Raw genomic sequence first — 22,744 nt, forward strand, 5'->3', positions numbered from 1 at the left:
AGAAATGATCGTTTATCAAGATCATGAACTTTTGTTTGTTATGTTTCATCGCTTGTAATGGACACTTGACCGATCTGTGCATTCCATGAGTTGCTTGAATTCTGTTTATAAACAATTTTGAGATACTGCGTGCCTACCGGAAGCTCTCCGCTATAATTCACCTCGTCCCATGAACCACTTACTGTCGATTTATCCGGAGTCATTAACGTGTAGGCAGCAGCATCTGGTGAAGCATACAGCTCAAAATCGGTTGATGGCTCATATGGCCAGAACCAAGCTTTCACCGCATATGCCGATAGGTCTCTATCAGGGGCTGCTTTATAGACTACATATTCTTCTGTATTGCTAAGTCTTGCTAGCCGTGACGAATCGCCATTAAATTTAACCGCATTGGACGAGTCGAAATACAGATTGGAGCTACGTGCATGCAGCTTTGTAAAGTTGTTGAGATCATCAATCATAGTCGGCTTTCCGCTTGCAATCTCAATTCTGCTGATTTGCGGATTCCAAACGTAGCTTGAGCTATGTTTGAATACGATTTTCAAGTAATGCGTACCTGCCGGAAGCTCACCGGTATAATCAACCTCAATCCATTCCACTTTATTTGCGGTCTTGGTTGATGTAAACAACGTATAGTCAGCATTATTCGGTGACGTATAAATGTCGAAATCGGCATACGCAGGCTCGCCGTCCCAAAACCAAGCCTTCATGGCAAACTGCTTCATCTCAAGGCCTGGTGCTGATTTATAGATCAAATGTTCATTTGTATTTGTTTTTCGCAGGACGCGTGAGGTGTCCCCCTTGAACCTTTTCCAATCACCGCGGTCAAAGGTCAGATTACTGCTGCGGGAAAACACATGAGAGAAATCATCCAACTCATCGACTAGCATAGCAGGATCCTGTGGTGCAGGCGGCGCTGGTGGAGAAGTTGGAGTTGGCAACGGTACAGCTGTAGACGAATCATATTCGAAAGTAATGTGATGAGAGCTGCCATTCTTCGCCTGCGTATCCACCTCAAACTTAATGGTAGGAGTGAGCTGCAGCACCGTGATGGAATCATCCTTCTCTATAACGGATACACCACTCTTAAAGATTTCATAAGTGACTTTATCTTGAAGACGTGTTGGATCAGATACTGTAACATTCAGCTCTTCCGATTCGTCCTTCAGCATGATGGACGAAGGATTGGAAGCCTTCAAATAGCCAAAGACACTCGGAGCCCAGAAATTTGCACCGAGCACGTCCAGGTTGACTTCTCGTACAGCCTGAACATTCGCATTATTACTTAAAATTTCAATATCTGGATTACTGCTGTAATCGGCCGTTTCCTCTGCTGATTGATTAGGCAGCAGTACATAGGAATAAGCTTCATTCACTGGACTCGCACCATGCTCCTTCCAGAGGGTCACATAGTTTTTGGAAAGCGTTCCTGCCGGCCCACTCGTGTTAATGTCGAGCCAGCTGCCACTCGAAGCCGCCCGCAAGCCCTTAATATCTGCTGACTCTGGGAAATAGTAGCCTCCTGTCCCTTCCAAATAGACATAGGATACATCATTCATCGTCTCCGACCATCCTAGTCCCGTCGGTTTAGCAACCCCATCCACAATCAAATGCTCATCCGCTTTCTGTTTTTGGGTGACATGAATCGGATCTAATACGGGACCTAAGACGCTAGGTGCATAGAGCTGGACCTCTGAAATTCGGTTGTTCAAATCAAGATCATTGCCACCAAATACGAGCTTGACATATCTGGCGTCTGTATCCGGGAAATCATAGGCTGTTACTTCTGAGGTAAGTCCCTGATTGTTGCCACCGTATACACTCGTCCATACGGTATTATCCACTGATGTTTCAATGGTGAACGTATAATTCCTCTCGTTGCCAAGCGGAAAGCTAATGCCTGCGTGCCCTACTTGGACGGTGCTGCCTAGATCAAATTTCAGCCATTGCCCACTGCCTGTCGACGTCCAAGAGGTACGAATATCTCCATCCTTTGTCGAATGCAAAGAAGCGCTCCCAAGGCTATCCGTTACAGCTGCATAGCTTAGCGGTACGACAGTAGGTGGAATTATAACGTTCCCCGCCGAACTAGGTGCATAGATATGTGTTTCATTAATACTGTTCCACTTATTAGATGAATTACCGTTACCGACAATTTTCACATATCTTGCCTGGGTGTCTGGAAAATCAAAGAGTTGGAACTGCGCTTCACTGACAACACTTGAATTCCCGCTAAACACTTGAGTCCATTCCTCTTTATCCTCCGATACTAGTATATTGAACTTGCTGTATCTGTTCATTTGATAGAAGAAATTGATCCCGATATATCCAATATCCTGCACCTTTCCAAGATCATATTCAATCCACTGCCCATCGCCAAGGGCTGACCATCTTGAGCCTATATTGTTATCGAATGTGTTCTCTGGCAAGTTTCCGTCATGTTCACTCGCAGTGACTGCATAAACCTTGTGCCGCAGCGGCTCACTCCCTATTGGCAGCGATCGAGGAGAAGCGCTATCCATACCGTGCGTCACTCTCGCCAAATTGAGCATCCTGTTCTCGATAGTCGTTTCTATCATGCGATTGTCAAAGCTATTAATTCCAGCACCAAGGGCGACTATTTCATCGTCAAACATAAACCATGATTTTTTCGCTGTAAGTGTACTGCCATAACCTTTCAAATCCATTCCGGCGGTTGCATATTGTCCGAGAAGCGCCGTGCCGCCTGACCATGTTTTGGGACTAAGGAAACCCGCACCTTCACCAGCTGTTCTCGGCATCGTATCAACCGTCGTGCCCGGCAAACGATACTTGTTCACAGTTGGCCAGAAATCGGTATATTGCTTCGAATCTTGATTGTACAAATAGGTCATTCCAGCTGCCGAGTACCAGCCTTTCAGATTCTCGCCGTTAGTCATCTCGTAGCTGCCTACTCTATGGGATGACATACTTACACCAAAACCGAAGCCAGGACGAAGCTGAATAGCCTGATCCATGCCGGCAAACACCTTTGCTCCGGTCAGCTCTCCTCGTGGTACAATGCTCGTATCGTTCATGATCTCTCTTGCCAGTTGTATGACACTTATATTCGTGTCCTTGTAGAAGTTGAACGCTGTATCCTGTTGAATCCAGTACTTAACCATTGCCTGCATGCGCGCCGCGTCTCCAGCCGGAGCCCACTGAGACAAGCGGATAATAGATGCCATGATCCTGTGACCTGTAACATGATCCTGATCGTCACTCCTCGAGATCTCACGACCTCGTGTCATGTCCATCATCGCGCCATTATAAATAAGCGGCTCATACGAATCATACACCCACTGAAATAGATTATTTTTTTTCGATACAATCGGCTCCCAAGACGAATCATTCAGCAAATACATAACACTCGCAATATTTTGCAGCAAGCTTGCACCGTATCCGCCATTGTAAGCGTATACATCATGCTGTATAAAGGAACCGTCTTTGTAGAAGCCATCGCCGGACGTCACGTAATCAAATGCCGGACTTAACGCATCTCTTACCGCGGTCAGCTTGCTTGAAGATTGAACAATCGCGCCGCGCAGCCCCACCACGATACATTTCCATACGAGATTGGCGGCAGTAGGAACAAGATTTCCATTCACTTTCGATGGATTAGGTGAGAACTTCTCAATGGTATTCATGTAGTTGGTTATTTTGGCTGGCGTGCTGATCAGATCATCATACATAAGGATGACAATGTCATTCAACTCCAACGGTGCGCCAATTTCCCAATCCCACCAATTGTCGTACGGTGTTTTGGTCTCATTGTACCGAATCGCATACATCCAATCGAGTGCTTCAATAATATCAGTCTTCATCTCTGAATCCCCATAGTAGCTGGAGCCCACTGTACGATAAGCTATCGCCATTTCCTTTATACGCAGAAATGCGCCAGGAATTTGCTTCGAGGCCGTTGTACTTTGAAAATCGTACCAGAGATAAGTCCGTCCTGCTGTTTTGTTCAAGGAGTCCTTGGCGTTCTTGGCCTTTTGATTAATCTCATTCAATTTGTACGCAATATCGGGGTCTGCAGCATTATAGCCTTCCCCCCCTGTCAGATAGGATTCCCATTTTTTCCTCAGTTCCTCGTAATCATCACCTGCTGCGCTAACACTCGAATGACCAAGCTGTCCAATTCCCGTGAACCATACTGCCACGATTAGCAGCACCTTGAAGGTTAACCCGAACATTTTCACTTTCATCTTCATCAACATAACCACCACCTTACTCAAATTTGAATTCGGGATCATTATTTCATTCCTAAATCAGGAATGAAATGATCAGATTTCAAGATCATGAACTTATGTAAATATGCAGCGTATTTTAACACTGCAAGTATCAGAATCGTGTGATTTCCCTCGCTCGATCTGTGCATACATGGATGAATTGCTCATTTCAGGTAACAAACACCCAAGCACGAGCGTTACCGTAAGCATAACCTACAGAGTACTCAGGCACGAAGGAGGTGCAATGAACATGTCCGGTTATGTTGGCGGTGCTTTCAATAATACAGGTACAATTTTGGTCCTTTTCATTCTGCTTGTCATTATCGCTTGTAGTTGTGGCGTTTTCGGAGGTTACGGAAAGGGCTACTAATCTTCCCCTAAACATCTAAGCTTCGCAAACCTGCTAGCTGCATTTCCTTATGCTTAAATACGGAGAAGATCCTGTAACAAGGATCTTTTCTGTGTTTGCTGCTGCAATCTCCATAATCTTCTATCCGCTAGCGAACCTCTAGTGTATGATGGAAACAAACAACTAGAAATGGAGATACATAATGAAAGCCAACTTAGCAGCACTACTTATTGCGTTCCTCCTCTCAGGCTGCGGAAATCTATTAACGGCCACAACGAATGAAGATTCTGCTTCGACACCAAACTATGATAAAACCATCCAACTGCCAACTGATCGCTATCCCGAAACCATTGCACATATTGCAGCAGCAATTAAGGCAGGCGCATCGGCGGTTTGTACCATCGACAGAGATGGTGCTGAAGCTAACCGAGAAGCTTCGCTTCGGGGCATTCCGACCAAAAAAGGCTTTGACCGAGATGAGTGGCCAATGGCCATGTGCAAAGAAGGCGGAGCTGGTGCGGACATTGCTTATGTAACCCCTAAGGATAACCGCGGAGCAGGCTCATGGATCGGAAACCAATTAACTGATCTGAAAGACGGTACACGCGTCCTCTTCCTTATTGACGGACTCACTGCGCAAGCAACTGCGCCTGAGGAAGAGCAAACGGTCTATTATGCGAATTGTGCGGCTGTCAGAGAAGCAGGAGCGGCTCCTCTGTACAAAGGAGATCCTGGCTACAGCTTTAAGCTCGATCGGGACAAAGATGGTGTAGCCTGCGCAAGCTAATAAATCGGCTATATACCCCTAACACGGCAACAAACGACAATAGCCCCCGACCTCTTTCCTAGAGGTCGGGGGCTATTACATTACCATTCAAGTGGTCGAATGTTCTGTACCGGGTTTGATGGCAAGCAGCGCAAGCACCGTGCATATAAGCCCGAATCCCGCAAACAAATAAAATAACAGATCTTCCTTTTGAAGAAGCATCGATGCAATTAATGGACCGACAGCTACGCCAATAAACCTTGCGCTGCTGTAAAGCGAAGTAATGGTTCCCCGCTCCTGCTTCTCAATTCCTTCTGTTATAAGCGCATCCAAGCTTGGCAATGCCAATCCGATGCCCGCACCGCTTGCAAACATAAATAAAACGAATAAAAACAACTTCTGCGTATTAATGATACCGCACAGGAACATCATTAACGCTAACACTGCAGTTCCAATTACAATAAACCATTTCATTCTCGTTTTACTTTTCCCAAGAAGCTTCCCCGCAAGAAACGAAGCCAAACAAATCGCACTTAAAGGTATGGCGAGGAGCAAACCCTTCTTTATGCCGTCAATATGATAGCGTTCTTCAAGAATCGATGACAAAAAATAAAGAAAGCCGAACATGATAAACATTGCCAAGCAGCCGATGGCGAATACGGCATACAGCCAGCGTCCTTTTTCAGCAAGAATGGTTTGAATTAACTTGAAAAATTGCTTCAAACCATTTTCTTTGGCTTGTTTCTGTTTAGGCGCTTTCACCAGAAAGAGAACGCCCGCAATGGAGATGAGCGAGATGACTGGGATTATCACGAGCGGCAGAAACCATACGACAAGCGCCAACGCTGCTCCCAGCACGGGGCTGATTACTTTTCCGAGCGTATTAGCTGTTTCGATCATCCCAAGCCCACTGCTTACATCCTCTTCGCTGTCAAACATATCTCCGACTAACGGAATGACGATCGGGAATGCACCCGCAGCGCCGATTCCTTGGATGAACCGTCCCGCCAATATAACTGGATACACCTGAGAATCCATAAACCAAGTGGCTAAACCAGCTATTAGACCACCTATGGCTGCAATCGACAAGCCTGTTAAGATAATCATTTTCCTGCCAAATCGATCTGACAAATACCCCGCAATTGGAATACAGACAATCGATATTGCCGCATACACCGTTATAATCAGGCTTGATTGGACAGCAGATATGTTCAGCTTCTTCTGCAATAACGGAAGCACAGGTATTAACATGGAGTTAGCGAGCGTCATGATGAACGGAATCGATGCTAGAGCTGCTAAATCCCACCTTTTTTTCACAATTGCGCTCCTCTCCTTATTCCCCACGGTTCTACTCCAAGTAACTTTCCCAACAATCAGTAACCGCTCTAGCTCTGCAGCAACTTTAACGGCTCTTCTGCGGGACCTTCAATGACATCGCCGTTTATCGCGAATCTGGAGCCATGACAAGGGCAGTCCCATGTTCTCTCTCCATTGTTCCACTCCACCTCGCAGCCCATGTGCGTGCATGTCGTATCAACAAGGTACAGCTTCCCTTCGTCATCCTTGTAAGCGCCCGCTCGCTTGCCATGAAGCCTAACAATACAGCCTTCATCATTCGCTAAGTCTTCAGGATGCTTGTTCACCAGCTCAAGCTTACCCTCAATAAGATGCATCGCAACGTCTAGATTATCCACGATAAGGCTTTTGATCGTTCCCCCAGACATTGGACGTGAAGGAGTGAATACGTGTTGGAAATCATTGTCGCGCTCCATGATCAAGTCCTTAATGAGCAAAGCAGCAGCCGTGCCGTTCGTCATTCCCCATTTCCGATATCCAGTTGCAATATACACATTGGGTGAAGATGCTGTAATTCTGCCTATATACGGCAGCTTATCACCCGTCGTTAAATCCTGTGCCGACCATCGATATACGATTTCTTCGATTCGGAAATGCTGCTCGGCAAACCTCTGCAATTGCTCATAATGATTAATTGTACATATGCCTTGTCCGGTTTTGTGGCTTTGTCCACCGATAATAAGCAGCTTGCCATGCTCAGCCGAATCAGCGTACCGAATGGAGCGCTTCGGATCTCCGGCGCTCAGATACATTCCTTCAATTAAATTTTCAACCGCACGAATACCAAGCACATAAGAGCGATCCGCATGCATCCTTGCAAAATAAAACCCATGTCCATCATAGAATGGAAAGTGAGTACACGATACGACATGCTTACATTTGATGCGATGACCTCGGCTCATAATGACTTCCGGCAGCGGTCCTGTCTCCACATCAACAGCCGTCGTATTCTCATACACTATGCCTCCCGCCTCTACGAATCTGGCTACAAGGGCAGACAAATACTGCAAGGGGTGAAATTGTGCTTGATCATACATGACCACTGCGGCTTTGACGGGTAACTGCAATGGAATGCGGTCCACAAGGGCTCCATTGATGCCTAGTGAGGTATATGCAGACATTTCTTGTTCAAGCTTTGTTATGTATTCTTCTGTTTCGCTGTACACATAAGAATCTTGGGTTGAGAAACCACATTCGATCTTCTCTGCTTCAATCGTTTGCTTCACGAACTGCAGAGCTTCCTCGTTAGCCTTATAATAGAGAAGTGCTTTCTCCTTACCTTCACTTCCGATTAGCTCGTCATAGATCAGATCATGCTGCGCTGTAATTTTGGCTGTTGTATGTCCCGTCGTCCCTCCCAGAAGTCGTCCTGCTTCAACGAGCACCACTTTAAACCCTTCCTTTGCAAGTACATACGCCGTTGTAATGCCAGAGATGCCTCCACCGACAACGGTAATATCCGTTTCGATATTTTGTTCAAGGGATGCATATTCATCAGAATTGTCTTTTGAGTAGATCCAAAGTGATTTTGGAAATTTGGGCATTTGAATGACAGTCATACTTATTTAGTCTCCTTCGTTCATGATGCCTTAATATGTACAATTGCCACTAGTATCATTCTTAACGAAGCCAAACCAAGCTGTGCCGATGACAAGCTAGAATACCTACTGCTCTTTACTCAATAATTCAAAGAAATCACAGTGCCAGAGCACGGAAGATACGTTGATAATCAGCTCCACTAATGCAACAAAACCCTGCCGATTTCGGCAGGGTTTTGTTGTTGCAGCGATTAAGGGATTACGTACGCTCGCGACCACGGTTACGAAGACCTGCTAATCCAATCAAGCCGAGCAGTCCGAGCCAGCTCCAATTGAAGTCATTATCGTTATCGACTGCATTTGTGCGGTAGTTATTCGCATTCAAGTTCCTGCGAGTATCCACGTCTAGAGCACGAGTTGTATTGTTCACGCCTCTTTCAATATCGGTGCGTAGATCAGTACCATTCATCGAATTGTTAACCCCTCTATTCGTGTAGGTATCCGTCGTAGCTGACTTCGAATTATCACCAAATGCAGGTACTGCAAGCACTAACGTCAGACATGCTGCCAGACAGAATAGCGACCAAAACTTTTTCATTTTCCCAACCCCTAACTTATATATTTTTGTTCCGGTTTATTATTTCACGGCAGCTTTCATTCTATTCGGGAGCGGGAACAAGCGATGTGCGAATATTCTAGATTCAGCTCCAAACCTCAATAAACTACACCTAGCGATCATTCAAGATTCGGACAAACATTTTTAATGTTGAATTAAGGTTCGTTTCTTATACTTAAAGACATCAACCCCACTGTTGATATATAGATCTAGGACACCGGCTCGCAGCGATGCGGGCCATTTTTTTGTTCATTTTTGGAACCTTGTCACCCATAAAAACGTTATAGTTGAATATACTTTCAGGAACGAAGAAAGCTTGCTGCGCGCAGCCTAAGCTTTAGGAGGCGATTGAAATGGAAACATTCGGAAGAGGCTGCTTGTACATTATTTTCGGAGTCATCCTTGTTATGTCACTGGCCTTTATTGTCGGAGATACCATCACAATTCCCTGGTACATTCTAATTCCCCTGATCATACTGGCCTTTTGGGCTGCTTCGCGAAAAGGGAAATGAACCCTTTCTATAGGCAAAACAATAAACCGTCAGCCGAATATTCGGCTGACGGTTTATTGTTTTGTCCGCGGGGTGACACATATTTCTTCGTTTCTATTAGACCAGCAGAATAACTCTCGCAACCTGATCCCACGTTACCTTGAGCCCGAGAACAGCAGCTAGTGCACGAATAGGAACATAACCCGTCGCTTCTGATAGTAAAGACTCCACAGCAATGCTGTTGATCGTCACTTGCGTGCCATTCCAATCAATTTCCCCTCCATGCGCTTCCCCGACTAATCTAGCTGGTATCCACGTCGACCCACCAGTCAAATATCCGCTTGATAGAAATAACCCTTTATTCAGCACCGTTATTCGTTCGGCATCCTTTAGCTTCTCCGGCATCGGAAATAGCTTGGTTCCCTCCGCATCAACCTTTTTCAAGCCGTATTGATTGATAATTGCTTTCAGCTTGGATGGATACGATGGATCGGTCGCATAGCCGCAAGCATAGAGCATATCTGCCTGCTTCTCAGGTGTCAGCGCCTGCCGCACACGCTCATACCTAGGAGTCCCGAGCAGTATATCCAAATCCTTGTAGAAATGATATACGCTTTTGTATGCTCGGAACGCGGCTCTGGTCGTTTCGTTTCTTCCGTCGACAACCTCCCAAGTGCCCTTCACAACAGCTTCGCCATGCCAATAGGCATTTCGTTGCCCGCTGCCAACCTTAATGCCACCTAGATTGTACCAGTCATGAATGACTCCACCGGTTTCAAGCAAGTTTTGTGCTAATCGAACCGATGGCAGCATTGGTGATCCTTCCTGCCAAATGCGAATGACTGTCGGTGCCAGCAGCTCAAAAAATTGTTTCCTTGTCATCTGTGCCATTGCTAAGGCTCCCTTCCGCCGCTTGCTGCGGCTTTGGTACTTACCTGTCCTTATCTGTGTATGCAGCAAGGCGGCAAGGCGCAATGGACAAACGGGTATGAAAGAGATGCTGTTCCCTCAAAGACACTAAACAGAAGCGTTATTTTCAATTAAACTTGCAGCTGCTCTCAGATTCCCTTTTTCCTTAGCCAATACCAACGCTGTTGCTCCATCCTCTGTCTGGGCATCCATGTCTGCCCCATGTTTGATCAACAAACGGATGATTGCAGGACCATCGTCGTGAAGGGCAGCCGCATGCAGGCTGGTATGGCCGTTGCTGTCTAGTATATTCGTCTTCGCTCCGTACTCTAGCAGCAGCTTGATAACGGTAAGCTCTTTTTCTCCTGCGATAGCAGCATGCAAAGCCGTATTAGACGGAATATAACTAACCTTGGAATGGGATAGAGCATTGACCTCCGCCCCGTGCTCCAGCAGCAGCTTAACAGCCGACGCTTGTCCATAATGAGATGCATAGCCGAGCAGAGTCAGCCCTTCTTCATTTTCAGCGTTTACCCAAAATGGATTTTCTTTCAAAATTCCGGCTAAACGTACGGTATCTCCCTTGCTGGACGCTGCAAACATATCATTTATCATTTGATACAAACCTCCGTTATCTTATACTGAAGTACGATCTCCCCTAATATCTAAGATCGGATATCGTCATCTATTCCTGTTCGACAGCCTGTCTTCATTTCCTGTTAAACAAGGAATTATCTCCCAAGGTGAAACGGCTGTCGCCGTCCTTTATTTTTAAATAAACCAAAAAACCGCCTCATCCGAGCTTTCACTCTGAACGAAGCGGCGATCTTGTATTACGATGAGCATAATGACTTATAATCCATAGAAGCGACGCGTATTCGCAAGCAGAAGCTGTGCAGTCTGCTCAGCAGACTTCTGCTTTATGCTTGCAATATGCCCAGCCGCATCAGCCGCCATTGCCGGCTTGGTCTGGCGGCCTTCATAAGGGCCTTCGAACGGCCACGGTCCGTCAGTCTCCACCATCAGCTGTTCGATCGGATATTGTGCTACAAGCTGCCTAATCTCCTCTTCATAAGCAACATCGGGCGTTATCGACACCATATAGCCGCTGTCAGCCATTCGTTTTATAACGGCATCGCTGCCCTTGAACCAGTGAAAATGTGCTTTGCGGACACCATATTTCTCTAGAATATCACATGCCTTATCCGCATCCTCATAGACGGCATGCAGAACAATAGGAAGGTCCAGCTCAGCCGCGAGCTCTGCAAAGCGTTCCAGCAGCTCCAAATACGGCTTCTCATCAAACGTATCATTTCCCGCTTCAGTTGCTTCCAAACGCATATAATAAGGAAGCCCTACTTCGCCGATTGCGAAGGTCTCGCCAGCTTCATAGCGCGAGCGAATCCATAAGAACAGCTCATCGATCTGCGAGCTTTCGGGTATCGGCTGTTCCGGATGAAATCCATATGCTAGGAATACACGTCCCGCATATTGCCTCGCAAGCGCATGATTTACTTTCGCAGAATCCAGATGCATGGAGACCGCTACGACTGCCTCCACGCCTTCTGAAAAAGCATGCTTCAGCAACTCGTTTCGCTCTTCCTCGGCATACAAATCCATATGGATGTGAGCGTCTATGCATGCGTGGAAGTTCTGCATATCAGACTCCTCCGATGCTTGCTGCCTGCTGCTCCAATCACTTGTCATTCCAGCTTCACTCCTCAGCACTGTTCTGAAGCAGCCTATAGATATGCTGCTTCAGCTCGTTAAATCTCGGATCGTTCCATATCTCTTCACGACGAGGACGCTCGAATGGAATGATAAATTCATCCAGCACCACAGCAGGAGAAGCTGACATTACAATAATTCGGTCTGACAGAATCAAGGCTTCTTCAATACTATGCGTGACAAGCAATACCGACCTACGGTTCTGCTCCCATATGGACATGAGCCATTGCTGCATATGCAGCCGGGTTAATGCATCCAATGCGCCAAACGGCTCATCCAGCAGCATTAATTGCTGCGGCGCTAGCAGCGCCCTGAGAAAAGACACCCGCTGCTGCATCCCTCCTGACAATACATGAGGATAAGCATCTGCATATTCCTGTAGCCCAATCCGCTCCAGCCATTCCTGTGTTGACGACTTCGCTTCTTTGCGATCGATGCCCGATATGGATAGCGACAGCTCGATATTGCCTGCTACTGTTTCCCAAGGCAGCAATGACGACTGCTGCGGCATATACGAGATATGTCCGCGCTGCCCAGTCGTCTCCTTGCCTCCTATCCATACCTCGCCCTCTGAGGGGCGCTCCAACCCGCCAATCACTTGGAACAGGGTCGTTTTCCCACTCCCTGAAGGTCCAATAATCGAGACGAACTCACCATCCGCAACCGAAAACGTCAAGCCTGCAAGCACCTCTTTGGCAGCTTTCCCTTTGCCGAACTTCTGCCGAATCCGCTGCACCTGCAACGTTGGCCTTTCATTCTCAATGCCACTGCTCATTTGGCTATTTCACCTCTTTCTCAGGACGCCAACGAATGACGAGACGCTCTGCCAGCGTAACAAGTCCGAACAACGACAAGCTAAGCGCAACGATGATAAACACAGCAGCAAATACCCGATCAGGCAAAAAGCCTTTGGAGGAGATTAGCATGAACGCTCCGAGCCCCTTGTTCGTCCCGAGCCATTCTGCGACTACTGCACTTAATACGCTGTAAGAGGCTGCAATTTTCAATCCGGAAAACAAATGAACAATGGCATGCGGCAGCTCCAAATGCCAGAACAACCGGAATCTGCGGATTCCAATCATTTGCAAATAATTTCGGAGCTGTGCATCCGTATTCGTCAAGCCGTTCAGCATCGCTACCGTAATCGGGAAAAAACATACCATAATGACAAGCAGCGCCTTTGGCAGCAGTCCCCACCCAAGCAGCATCGTCAGAATGGGAGCAATTGCAATGACAGGAACGTTCTGTGTCAGCACAAGCAGCGGGTAGACAGCGGTTCGCGCACCCGGAATAAGATGCAGCAAAGCGGCGAGCACGAAGCCCACCGCTGATCCTCCCACGAAGCCGATGAGTGTTAGCTGCACCGTTGCTTTTGTATGATCCAAGAGCCTAGGCCAAACCTGAATTGCCTCTTCCACAATCGAGAATGGAGACGGAAGCAGCCACTGCTCGAACAACTCCAGATAGGCGGCAATCTGCCAGCCGGCCAGCAGCACGATCATCAGTGTCGCCGGCGGCCATATTTTGGACCATACGTTCTTCTTATTGCCCATCAGGGTATTTCTCCAGCAGTCTTCCCATAGAAGCGCCGTTTGCCGGATTATAATAAATTTTAATTTGCGAAATAACCGAAGGGCAGCCGAGCTCTGTCATCGCTTCGCTCATGGACTGCACCACACTCAGCAAATGGCTAAGCTCGCCTTCCATTGTCGTCTCAAGCGGCGCTACACGGTATGGCACGCCTGCCGCTTTGATGATCTCAATTGCGCGATCAACATAAGGGATAACACTTTCTCCGCCTGGTGTTGTCGGTAGTATTTGAATGCTTACAAGAGCGTTTGCCATCTTCATTCCTTCTTTCTTCTTGGTTGTCAGCAGCAGCCTGCTTATGCCGCCTATTCCTTATCATTCAGCCGTTATTCGGGCAAAAACTCGTTCGTAAACGCGTTGTTTGCCTCAAGCTCTTTCTCCAGCAGCTTGTGCTCGAACATCCAGTTTGCATAGTTTTCCCATACACTGAGCTTCTGCTCTCCCCAGCGCGGTGCATCGTCTTGATACTTCGGACTCAGCCACTTCTGACTCGCGCGCACGAGCTCTGCGTTCAGATCCGGCTCCGCTTTGATCAGAATTTCCGCTGCATCATCTGGATTGTCAATCGCATATTGGTAGCCCTCTGCCGCTCCAGCTGTAAACGCCTTAACGATTTCTGGCTTATCCTTGATCATCGCTTCACTTGTCGTCAGCACGGGTGTATAGTAATCCAGCTTGTCACTGTAATCGGTCAAATAGAGCATATTGATTTTCTCGCCGCGCAATTCAGCTTCTACGCCTGTCCATGCATAATAGATCCACGCAAAATCAATATCCCGCTTCACGGCCGTGAAAAAATCACTGTCGCCGATGCTGATCATATTGACCTTAGCCACATCCGCGCCTTTCTCCTGCATGAGCGACTGAATGACAGCCTCCTCAACGGGAGCACCCCAGCCTCCATAGGTTTTGCCTTCGAATTTCTCAGGAGAATCAATGCCTTTCGCCAGCGGCGATGCAAATCCGGACGTGTTGTGCTGAATAACTGCCGCAAGCGATACGAGCGGCACCCCTGCAATTCGGGCCATCGTAATCGACTCTTGGTAGCTTACGCCGAACTGCACACTGCCGGATGCAACCATCTGATCGGCTCCGGTCTGACCAGGCTGAATAATTTCTACGTCAAGTCCCTGCTCCTTAAAATAACCTTTATCTCTGGCTACGTACAGCCCCGTATGATTCGTATTTGGCGTCCAATCGAGTACAACCTGCACCTTTTCAAGCGGCTTGTCCGCCGTCCCCGTTTGTTCCTTAGGCTCATTGCTCGCTGTCGGCGCATTGCCATTGGAGCCGCAGCCCGCCAGCGTTAATCCGATAATAAGCATCGTGCTTGCCATTCTCCACGACAGTTTCCCTGGTTTTTTCAACAACATGATTTGTTCGTTCCCCTCTCACCGCTCCTATTTGTCTCTCATGACGAACCCTCAACGCATCCGGTGCCTAGCTGCAGTATTCCCTATTATGTATAGAGAAAGGATGCCAAAATCATATCCACTCCAATACGTCAAAAAAAGCGTCCTCCCAATCTGGAGGACGCCTTATAATCGGCTGTGCAGCTATTATGCCGGCATATGCTTGATCTCTATGATCCAGCTTGCCTGACAAACAGAGCTTCTGTCCCTACGCTGGCATTATCCAGATCAGGTTTAACGGGTCGGAATTGTACTTATAATCCCCTCTCAGCCGGCCTAACCAGCTCCCCGGAACATATTCGGTTTCGTCAATACCATTCATTGTATAGCATAAACCGACAGTAGCGCTAGTTTTTTTTGAAATATAGTAAAGTGTATCCGTAGGCTATACATGCTTTATATTTCTCGGAATGAACGCATCGCCAAAGGAAGGAGACAGCCAGCCGGTTCACCTTAAGAATGACGAGCATCGTACGGCCAACGCTTGCTCTTTCTGCACACGGCAACGATGTACATAGGCTCCGCGCTCTTTATCTCGTGCAGCGGAATCAGCTCATGCGGATTCCATGTCCGCTTATGCGCCTCTGCCCGATCCGGTGCAATACCGTGAAGCTCGCGCAGCCAGCGCATCGTAGGAAACAATGAATCATCGTACACATTTTGACCATAAACAGCCTCGACAGCATAATGCTGTACCAGCTCCCCAATAAGCTCTGCTGTACGATACTCGAAGCGATGATGCTGATTGAAGGGCAGCTCTTCGAAATAAATGGGCGTATTCGTAACAGTCCGGTTCGGTGTCGAGACGATAAACAAACCGCCCTCCTTCAGTACCCGGGCCGATTCCTTGATCCAATCTGCGCCTGATGCAACATGTTCAATCGTCTCGAACGAAACGACGACATCGAAGGATGCATCCCCGAAGGGCAGCGCCAGTACATCTCCTTCTACGAACGATATATCGGTGCCCCCGTAATCGCGTTTCGCCAGCTCAAGCGAAGCAAGATCCACATCGACACCAATGACCTCAGCTGCACCGGATCGCTTCAGCATCTCGCTGCCGTAACCTGCTCCGCAAGCCGCATCCAGTACTCGAAGACCACTTACCAACCGGCTTGCAAATACATAACGACTCATATGCTCATTGTACACGCTGCTGTAGTCTTGCTTCACAGTTCGATTGACGACAAGGCGCTCACCTGTAAATGCCACATCGTTTTGTTCCGCTACTTCGTCAGACTGCTCCTGCTTTTGCTCCGGCACGGCGGTCTTCGTCTCTAACTCGTCAACGTCCTCAGCCGTTGACACTACTAGTGCGGGCTCCTCCAACTGTTTCCCCGCTTCCGATTCGCTGCTCTCTGTCGCAGTAGATTGCGCTTGCTCCTGCTCAGCTGTTTCCTGCTGGCCATCATCATGTCCTAAACGTCCATATACGAGCAAATAGGCAGCTGTCAGCTCATTCGAGATCGCTTCGTCCGTCAACTGCTCAAGCATACGGATATAAGCTTGCTCATCCTCAGGCTTATTCTCAGCAAGCGTGACCTTCACATACGAGAAGCCCGATTGCACAAATAATTGATTAACCTGCTGCATCGTGTACTGCATGACCGCTTGGCGTTGTGCGTTCACATTCGCCGGATCTAGATATTGCTTAATGTTCGCATAATAGAATCGGTTGGCGAAGCATCCGGCAATCCAGCCCCCTGGTGCCAGCAAGCTGACAAGCCGCTTCATCGTTTGCGGCGTTCCGTACGCATGAGCATCTCCGATAATAATGCCGCTCAAGCCTTCATCCGGGAGCACCCAATCATCTGGCTCACTCGAGCGGAATACGGTAATCCCTGACCCTTCGGCAACCCGTGCAGCCAGCTCGTTGCGCTCGACCCCGAACCAAGCCGCGCCAGGAAATTGCTGCTTCATATGAAGGATGGTCGCTCCACAGCCGCAGCCGATTTCCAGAATTGCGCAGCCCTCGCGCTTGTAGCCATGAGATTCCCGCCTGATTACCGTACTGAAATCCATTCGGATATGCGTCGCTTCCCCGGGATGAAAGCCCCACTTCACCTTGAAAATATTCGTGTTGTTCTCAAACGTTTTCCGGTAAGCCTCCGGCTCCGAGCTGAAAGATACACTACCGTAATGATGAATAAAGGTGTCCCCGCACAAGATGAGCTTGTAGCCTGCTAGCCGCAGCCGCAAGCCGTAATCGTCATCCTCGAAATTGCCGATACCGAAGCACTCATCAAGCGGCCCCACCCGCTCGGTTGCCTCGCGCCGCATGAGCATGCAGTAACCGACCAGCTTAACCCGCTCTTCCCATTTCGTACGATCCGGAATCGCATGCAGTGCGGATGCGAACAGCTCCATCTCTTCAATCGTCTGATAGGTAACTGGAATCGTTGTCCAATAGGAAGCGGAGTTCGTAACGGGGCTGACCGCTCCTATGGTTTCATCGCTAAGCAAGCAGCGCAGCAAGCCGTCAAGCCAGCCTGGCGTCACAATCGTATCGTTATTGAGCAGCATAAGAAACTCGCCCGAAGCGGCCGCCATACCTTGGTTGCAGCCTTTCGGGAAGCCCGCATTGGTATGATTTTGTATTAGCGTAATATCGCTTTCATTCTCGGCCCATTCCACCGTACCATCCGTCGACGCGTTATCCACCACAATCAGCTCATAGCTGCCATGCTGCGTATGGCGCCGAATGCTCTCCACGCATTGCTTCGTATAGGTAAGCTTATTATAAGTAACAAGTATAATACTTGTTATCCTTCTACTGGCATCGCTCACGCGTATCCCCCTCAAGCCGTCGTCGACCGTTCATCCATTCCATAAATTATGTTGGAACAGCCGTTTGGGTGAGAAACTCGTGATAGAAGGCAGCTCATTTCGCCTGCTTGTATTTCTTCCTCATGCCGACTATGAGCAGAAGCAACGGCAGCAGAATTTGAAATACGGGTACGATCTTGAGCGTAATATCGAGTCCGATCCACAGATGATAAGTGTTATTGGGCTCCAAAAACGCCGTGCCATATATGACAAGACCGATAGGCAGCACGCATAATCGATAGGCGATGCCCAGCACAGCCTTCAGCGTAAATACTGCAGCCATATACAGAGCCGTCATCTTTACGTAAAGTCCGATGTACAGCAGCAGTGTAACAATGACATCCAAGCGCTCAAGTATATTCGCCAGCCGAATCATCTGCACCACTTCGAGCAGCGGAAGAGCCGTTATTGCGGCCAGCTCCGGTCCCAGCACACATAGCACAACCACATTCATAAAGATCAGAAAGATTGACACCCCAATATACGACCAATAGGATGCGCGGCCAATTATTTTTTTCTCACTCACATGCTTCCAGAAGACGAGAAAAATAACCATTTGTCCAAACGGAAAACCAAGCACATCAGGAAACGCAGCCGTTAATACTGGTGTAATGCCATTCTCTAGAATAGGGAGCAATTGCGTTAGCTTTGGCAGCCTTGTTATAAGCAGCAGCAGTACAATAAAGGCGTAGCTAAGCAGCGCTATGGGAAACAGCAGTTGCACAACACGTACAAACACCTCAAGTCCCTTGCTAACCGTGTATGCCCCTGCAGTAAGGATCAGCAGCATAACGATCCACTTTGGCGTAGAAGTGAGCAGCGCCATTGTCGTAAGCTCGCCAACATCCCGTACGTTGCGCATCGACTCGTATGAAAACCATATAACGTATAGTACAGCGATAAAGCCGCCGATCCAGCGGCCAAAATGCATAGTGAGCAGCTCGGCAAGCTCCGCCCCAGGCGCTCGCTTCTGGATGTGAACATACATGAACGTGAGCAGCAGACCGGCCACCGCGGCTACCGTCATCGCTAGCCAAGCATCCTGCTTGGCTTTAATACCGAGCTCGAACAAAGGGGTGCTTCCGATCATAAAGACGATAATCAATATAGAAAGCTGATTTTTCCCGATCTGCTGCATATGATCTCCTTCCTGCTTACCCGCCGTCCTTCTTCTGTTCCTTCTTAAATCCGCTCGCACTCATACCCGTCGATTTAATTTTCACGTTTATCGACAGCTTTACTTCTGTATCTGGCAGCAATTGCGGCCAATTGCCCGACATCTTTGACCATTGCTTAGTGTATTTCTTCCGAATAGCGTCGCCGAACCCAATTACATCGACTTTATGCTTCTGAACAGCCGTCCAGCCTTGCTCCATAATGGCGGCAATTTCACTTTCAATGCAGGTCGCGACTTTATTTACCTGCTCAGGTTTAGACAAGTCGCCTTCGCCATTGTATTCCATTAGCGTGCCTGATGCTGTTACATCGACATGCATCGTCCATTTGCCGCCTGACAGCTGAGGGCGAAGCCCCGTCTTCGCATTCGTAATCCGAATAGACGAATTTTTATGAGCCTCGCCTTCCTCTTCGCATGCGAACGGAACGGTCGTTTTTTTCACATGATTAGACAACCACATAACACCCAAGCTCTCTTCATTATCAATCCAGCCCACGAGTTTATCGTCAGCTATTAACGCAAGCTCCGACAATCTTATCTTGCTCGGCGTGCTCGTATGGGACAACTGCTCGGCACGAACAATATTCTCGTTCGTACCGGAGACAACAAGCCCTGGCAAAGCGGTCGCATGCGTCGTTCCAAGCAAATCCAGCAGCACTTGGTGGATTGTCATTTGGCGGAAGTTCGAGCTATTCATCTCTTCATTCGTAATCATCCGTTGTATGGCTGCTCCAGGAATTTTCTCCAGCGGAATGAGCTGCTCCAGCATGCGCCTCGCGCTGCCTTTGGACAGGTAGACGCTTACGGTTTCACGGGAATCGTGATTGCGCAAATACGTGTCGAGGAGCGGTGCCATCCCTTTCCGCGCTGCTTCCTGACCGACGATAATGATCTGGGTGTGTGAGAAATAAAGCTTACGCGAGGTCTCTTGACTCGCCTTGCTTACTGCGCTGCGGAAGCTTGGGCCTTTGGTGGAGAATACATTGACTGCCGCCGAGTTGCTCGCACCGCCCTGACTGGAAATAGCCTGCGGGATGACGACCTGATACGTGAGTACCCAGTTCCCTTCCTTCCAATCTACGCCGGTTGCCGAAATAACCGCAATATCGTTCAGCTCCACGCGGTTCCAGCAGCCCGTAACAAGCAGACATGCAAGCAGCGGCAGCAGCAGTCTCCATTTGTTCATTGTCGTTCTTCTCTCCCTCCCATTATGCTTTGTCAGAATGACGCTGGGCCGGCGGTTTTTTTCCGTTTGGCCGGCGTTTCGGATTCCGCAGGTTCAAATCCATCGGTCGAAGTACGATCGCCCACCATGGCAGCCTTACAAACACATCCCGCCACGGTCCCTGCCTTGTAGGTCCAGGCGCCATTGGGGACATGTACGGCACGCCGAAGGAACGCAGCGAAACCAGATGAATCAGCATGAGCAGCACCGATATGAAAATACCGAAAAAACCGAATATACCCGCCATAATCATGAAGAGGAAGCGGATAATTCGTGAAGTAGCTGCCATATTGAATTCCGGCATGACAAAATTCGAAATAGCTGTGAAGGATACGATAATAACCATGCCAGCCGATACGATGCCAGCCTGCACTGCCGACTGCCCGAGTACGAGTGCACCGACAATCGATATCGCCGGTCCGATTGCCCGCGGCATTCGCAGCCCCGCCTCGCGCAGTACCTCAAAGGTTAGCTCCATCAGCAGAGCCTCGACCAGACAAGGGAATGGTATCCCTTCCCGCTGTGCTGCCAGACTGATGAGCAGCGTCGTAGGCAGCATCTCTTGGTGATAGGTCGTCACTGCGATATACAGGGCAGGAAGGAGAATAGACACGACGTACGCGCCGTAACGAATGATTCGGACAAATGAAGCAATGTCAAAACGTTGATAATAATCCTCCGGCGATTGGAAGAAGGTAAAAAAAGTCGTCGGTGCCATCAAGGCAATCGGCGATCCGTCCACCATTACCGCTACTCTTCCTTCTAACAGGGCAGCCGCAATCGTATCGGGCCGCTCCGTATTCATTAGTGTTGGGAATAGGGTGAACGTTTCATCTTGAATGAATTCTTCAATATAGCCGCTCTCCAGCACACCATCAATATCAATAGCTGCTAATCGACGGTAAACCTCTTTCACGATGCCATCATCCGCTATTCCATTCAAATACAGAACAGCGACATTCGTATGGGTTTGCCGTCCGATCTTATGCATCTGAATATGGAGATCAGACGAGCGGATAATGCGCCTGACTAAGCTGATATTCGTCCGCACATTCTCGACGAAGCCGTGCTGCGGTCCCCGTATAACCGTTTGGGTTTGGGGAATCGTCACTCCCCGATACTCGCCGCCATTCACATCCGCCGTCAATGCCGCTGCGCTGCCATCCGCCATAATGACGCATAGACCATCCGTCATGTATTGAAGCGCCTGCTCCAGATTTTGGATTTCCTGCACCGATCCTATAGATACTACACAGCTGCGCAGCGCCTCTAGAAGCTTACCGCCCTTCACGTATGCATGCGGAGGCAGCTTCATCGACATTAACGGCTCCATGACACTCTCGTTAATCGTCTCTGAATCAACAATCCCGTCCACATAAATAATCGCAACCTCGCGATCTGGTGCCGCGTCGCTGCGGAACATGCGAATGACGATATCTGTACTGCCCCCGAAGCGATGGCGAATCGTTTCGACGTTTGCTTGCAGCGATGGACTAAACGGCGTAAACTCTCCGGCGTTTTGTTTGTTCATAACGGCACCTTTCGTTTCCATGTTGCTTCTATTTTGGCGCATTATGGAACGAAATATGTACGCATGCTTCCTAGCGCATAAGAAACAGGGCAGCCCTAGGTGGACTGCCCTGTTTCTTGTATGGTTTCACTTGCATGAGCTACCTGTTCGGATACCGGCCTTTATGGAAATCCGCTTGCAAGCTAGGTGCAGCGTATATCGAATCCAGCCTTATGGCCCTCATCCAAAATATAAATCTCGTAGACGAGATTGTCCGTCTTCCATTTCACCTCTTTAAACAGCAAGCCGATCTCGACCTGCCCTTGCCCCTTCGCACTCCTCAGCTCTAAACCGCTGTAGTAGGCTCGTATTTCCTCTTCGCTTAGCTCGGTTTCATAAGTAATGCCTGCTTTAAAGTCACAATTATCCCCGTTCCCCGTTATTCCTCCTACTCGATCATAGCTCTCAACCCTATTCGTTTTTTGGGGTAAGGGTACATTAGCTAGCTGGCTGCTGAACCTTTTCAGCGAATAATCATTTACACTTGCAGATACGGTAAAGGGGTTGACAGCAAGTGCGAGGATTGAGAAAAACAATAACCACTTCAAACGTTTGCTAACCTTTTTGTTACTCTCCACCAACGAAGCTCCTTCCATTCTTCCATCTTCGGCTGCTCGCTGCGTCATTCATATTTTGTAAATATTGTATTCGTCATCCAATGGTCTTTTCCTCTTGGTTATCCAAAAAATAGTAGCTTTTGTGATGAATACTCAGGGCTATAATCACCAACAATTCCGATTTCCAAAATAACACCCCCCATACAAATGAATCATTGGTAGCTTCCAAGCGGTTCCTTATCCATCTTCAAGAAATCTATGTATTGGACATCAAACGTTAATGTTAGCTTTTTGTGCTCTTGCTCGGATAGTTGGATGACTTGGTCTACAGCACATCGCCATTTCTGATTCATTTTATCCCCTTCTTTGATCTCGAATTATTTT

Annotated in this window: 19 protein-coding genes, 1 pseudogene and 1 riboswitch; of the genes and pseudogenes, 3 read left to right on the plus strand and 17 right to left on the minus strand. The window is 48.2% G+C overall.

Annotation, left to right across the window (positions count from 1 at the left end):
- Positions 1-38: 38 nt before the first annotated feature.
- The gene (locus tag FGT79_RS04965) at positions 39-4,238 is read right to left on the minus strand and encodes a polysaccharide lyase family 8 super-sandwich domain-containing protein (RefSeq protein WP_171056078.1); all 4,200 of its coding nucleotides are present in this window, start codon (positions 4,236-4,238) and stop codon (positions 39-41) included.
- A 563-nt stretch (positions 4,239-4,801) separates the two neighbouring features.
- Between FGT79_RS04965 and FGT79_RS04975 the strand changes: the two are divergent.
- Positions 4,802-5,221, plus strand: a pseudogene (locus tag FGT79_RS04975) (NucA/NucB deoxyribonuclease domain-containing protein); the annotation flags it as partial.
- Positions 5,219-5,386 carry an excalibur calcium-binding domain-containing protein gene (locus tag FGT79_RS32210; RefSeq protein WP_281285927.1) on the plus strand — a complete coding sequence of 56 codons (168 nt, stop codon included), beginning with the start codon at positions 5,219-5,221 and terminating at the stop codon, positions 5,384-5,386. The pseudogene FGT79_RS04975 and the gene FGT79_RS32210, both read left to right, overlap by 3 nt.
- Positions 5,387-5,473: 87 nt before the next feature.
- On the opposite strand, the gene FGT79_RS04980 is transcribed toward FGT79_RS32210, so the two are convergent.
- The 3 genes from FGT79_RS04980 to FGT79_RS31790 all read right to left on the minus strand — a co-directional run bounded on the left by FGT79_RS04980 (position 5,474) and on the right by FGT79_RS31790 (position 8,857).
- Positions 5,474-6,682, minus strand: a complete 1,209-nt coding sequence (locus tag FGT79_RS04980; RefSeq protein ID WP_246096149.1) for an MFS transporter — start codon at positions 6,680-6,682, stop codon at positions 5,474-5,476.
- A 68-nt stretch (positions 6,683-6,750) separates the two neighbouring features.
- Positions 6,751-8,280, minus strand: coding sequence for an FAD-dependent oxidoreductase (locus FGT79_RS04985; protein WP_138751647.1), 1,530 nt, complete (start codon positions 8,278-8,280; stop codon positions 6,751-6,753).
- Positions 8,281-8,518: 238 nt separating this feature from the next.
- Positions 8,519-8,857, minus strand: a complete 339-nt coding sequence (locus tag FGT79_RS31790; RefSeq protein WP_138751648.1) for a WGxxGxxG family protein — start codon at positions 8,855-8,857, stop codon at positions 8,519-8,521.
- Between the two features lie 371 nt (positions 8,858-9,228).
- Between FGT79_RS31790 and FGT79_RS30950 the strand changes: the two genes are divergently transcribed.
- Entirely contained in the window at positions 9,229-9,387 is a 159-nt protein-coding gene (locus tag FGT79_RS30950) for a hypothetical protein (protein ID WP_171056079.1), read from the plus strand.
- Between the two features lie 96 nt (positions 9,388-9,483).
- Here FGT79_RS30950 and FGT79_RS04995 read toward each other — a convergent pair whose 3' ends face one another.
- From FGT79_RS04995 to FGT79_RS30955, 13 genes are all read right to left on the minus strand, one after another.
- Entirely contained in the window at positions 9,484-10,257 is a 774-nt protein-coding gene (locus FGT79_RS04995; RefSeq protein ID WP_138751649.1) for a glucosaminidase domain-containing protein, read from the minus strand.
- 126 nt (positions 10,258-10,383) lie between these two features.
- Positions 10,384-10,890, minus strand: coding sequence for an ankyrin repeat domain-containing protein (locus FGT79_RS05000; RefSeq protein ID WP_138751650.1), 507 nt, complete (start codon positions 10,888-10,890; stop codon positions 10,384-10,386).
- 237 nt (positions 10,891-11,127) lie between these two features.
- The gene (locus tag FGT79_RS05005) at positions 11,128-11,982 is read right to left on the minus strand and encodes a TatD family hydrolase (RefSeq protein ID WP_246096151.1); all 855 of its coding nucleotides are present in this window, start codon (positions 11,980-11,982) and stop codon (positions 11,128-11,130) included.
- A gap of 7 nt (positions 11,983-11,989) precedes the next feature.
- Positions 11,990-12,778 carry an ABC transporter ATP-binding protein gene (locus FGT79_RS05010; protein WP_138751651.1) on the minus strand — a complete coding sequence of 263 codons (789 nt, stop codon included), beginning with the start codon at positions 12,776-12,778 and terminating at the stop codon, positions 11,990-11,992.
- A 4-nt stretch (positions 12,779-12,782) separates the two neighbouring features.
- Entirely contained in the window at positions 12,783-13,556 is a 774-nt protein-coding gene (locus FGT79_RS05015; protein ID WP_138751652.1) for an ABC transporter permease, read from the minus strand.
- Positions 13,546-13,848 carry a thiamine-binding protein gene (locus tag FGT79_RS05020; protein ID WP_138751653.1) on the minus strand — a complete coding sequence of 101 codons (303 nt, stop codon included), beginning with the start codon at positions 13,846-13,848 and terminating at the stop codon, positions 13,546-13,548. The genes FGT79_RS05015 and FGT79_RS05020 overlap by 11 nt, the downstream gene beginning before the upstream one ends.
- A gap of 71 nt (positions 13,849-13,919) precedes the next feature.
- Positions 13,920-14,930: an ABC transporter substrate-binding protein gene (locus tag FGT79_RS05025; protein ID WP_138752931.1), complete on the minus strand. Its 1,011-nt coding sequence runs from the start codon at positions 14,928-14,930 to the stop codon at positions 13,920-13,922.
- A gap of 263 nt (positions 14,931-15,193) precedes the next feature.
- A riboswitch (TPP riboswitch) is annotated at positions 15,194-15,306 on the minus strand.
- A 152-nt stretch (positions 15,307-15,458) separates the two neighbouring features.
- On the minus strand, positions 15,459-17,792 hold the full coding sequence (locus tag FGT79_RS05030; RefSeq protein ID WP_171056080.1) for a methyltransferase domain-containing protein: 2,334 nt from the start codon (positions 17,790-17,792) through the stop codon (positions 15,459-15,461).
- A 94-nt stretch (positions 17,793-17,886) separates the two neighbouring features.
- Positions 17,887-18,969: a GerAB/ArcD/ProY family transporter gene (locus FGT79_RS05035; RefSeq protein WP_138751655.1), complete on the minus strand. Its 1,083-nt coding sequence runs from the start codon at positions 18,967-18,969 to the stop codon at positions 17,887-17,889.
- Between the two features lie 16 nt (positions 18,970-18,985).
- Complete coding sequence (locus FGT79_RS05040) at positions 18,986-20,194, minus strand: Ger(x)C family spore germination protein (protein ID WP_138751656.1); 1,209 nt, start codon at positions 20,192-20,194, stop codon at positions 18,986-18,988.
- Positions 20,195-20,216: 22 nt separating this feature from the next.
- Positions 20,217-21,764 carry a spore germination protein gene (locus FGT79_RS05045; RefSeq protein ID WP_171056081.1) on the minus strand — a complete coding sequence of 516 codons (1,548 nt, stop codon included), beginning with the start codon at positions 21,762-21,764 and terminating at the stop codon, positions 20,217-20,219.
- A gap of 182 nt (positions 21,765-21,946) precedes the next feature.
- Positions 21,947-22,381 (minus strand): hypothetical protein, encoded by a 435-nt coding sequence (locus FGT79_RS05050; RefSeq protein ID WP_138751658.1) that lies wholly within the window; start codon positions 22,379-22,381, stop codon positions 21,947-21,949.
- A gap of 191 nt (positions 22,382-22,572) precedes the next feature.
- A complete protein-coding gene (locus FGT79_RS30955; protein WP_171056082.1) occupies positions 22,573-22,713 on the minus strand; it encodes a hypothetical protein in 141 nt (46 codons plus the stop codon).
- Between the last annotated feature and the right edge of the window lie 31 nt (positions 22,714-22,744).

The sequence above is a fragment of the Paenibacillus sinopodophylli genome (assembly GCF_005930355.1).
GTDB lineage: Bacteria > Bacillota > Bacilli > Paenibacillales > Paenibacillaceae > Pristimantibacillus > Pristimantibacillus sinopodophylli.

Coding starts and splice junctions, on each gene's coding strand:
- FGT79_RS04965 (WP_171056078.1), bottom strand. CDS start 4,238: ATGTTGATGAAGATGAAAGTGAAAATGTTCGGGTTAACCTTCAAGGTG.
- FGT79_RS04985 (WP_138751647.1), bottom strand. CDS start 8,280: ATGACTGTCATTCAAATGCCCAAATTTCCAAAATCACTTTGGATCTAC.
- FGT79_RS31790 (WP_138751648.1), bottom strand. CDS start 8,857: ATGAAAAAGTTTTGGTCGCTATTCTGTCTGGCAGCATGTCTGACGTTA.
- FGT79_RS30950 (WP_171056079.1), top strand. CDS start 9,229: ATGGAAACATTCGGAAGAGGCTGCTTGTACATTATTTTCGGAGTCATC.
- FGT79_RS04995 (WP_138751649.1), bottom strand. CDS start 10,257: ATGGCACAGATGACAAGGAAACAATTTTTTGAGCTGCTGGCACCGACA.
- FGT79_RS05000 (WP_138751650.1), bottom strand. CDS start 10,890: ATGATAAATGATATGTTTGCAGCGTCCAGCAAGGGAGATACCGTACGT.
- FGT79_RS05005 (WP_246096151.1), bottom strand. CDS start 11,982: ATGACAAGTGATTGGAGCAGCAGGCAGCAAGCATCGGAGGAGTCTGAT.
- FGT79_RS05010 (WP_138751651.1), bottom strand. CDS start 12,778: ATGAGCAGTGGCATTGAGAATGAAAGGCCAACGTTGCAGGTGCAGCGG.
- FGT79_RS05015 (WP_138751652.1), bottom strand. CDS start 13,556: ATGGGCAATAAGAAGAACGTATGGTCCAAAATATGGCCGCCGGCGACA.
- FGT79_RS05020 (WP_138751653.1), bottom strand. CDS start 13,848: ATGGCAAACGCTCTTGTAAGCATTCAAATACTACCGACAACACCAGGC.
- FGT79_RS05025 (WP_138752931.1), bottom strand. CDS start 14,930: ATGGCAAGCACGATGCTTATTATCGGATTAACGCTGGCGGGCTGCGGC.
- FGT79_RS05035 (WP_138751655.1), bottom strand. CDS start 18,969: ATGCAGCAGATCGGGAAAAATCAGCTTTCTATATTGATTATCGTCTTT.
- FGT79_RS05040 (WP_138751656.1), bottom strand. CDS start 20,194: ATGAACAAATGGAGACTGCTGCTGCCGCTGCTTGCATGTCTGCTTGTT.
- FGT79_RS05045 (WP_171056081.1), bottom strand. CDS start 21,764: ATGAACAAACAAAACGCCGGAGAGTTTACGCCGTTTAGTCCATCGCTG.
- FGT79_RS30955 (WP_171056082.1), bottom strand. CDS start 22,713: ATGAATCAGAAATGGCGATGTGCTGTAGACCAAGTCATCCAACTATCC.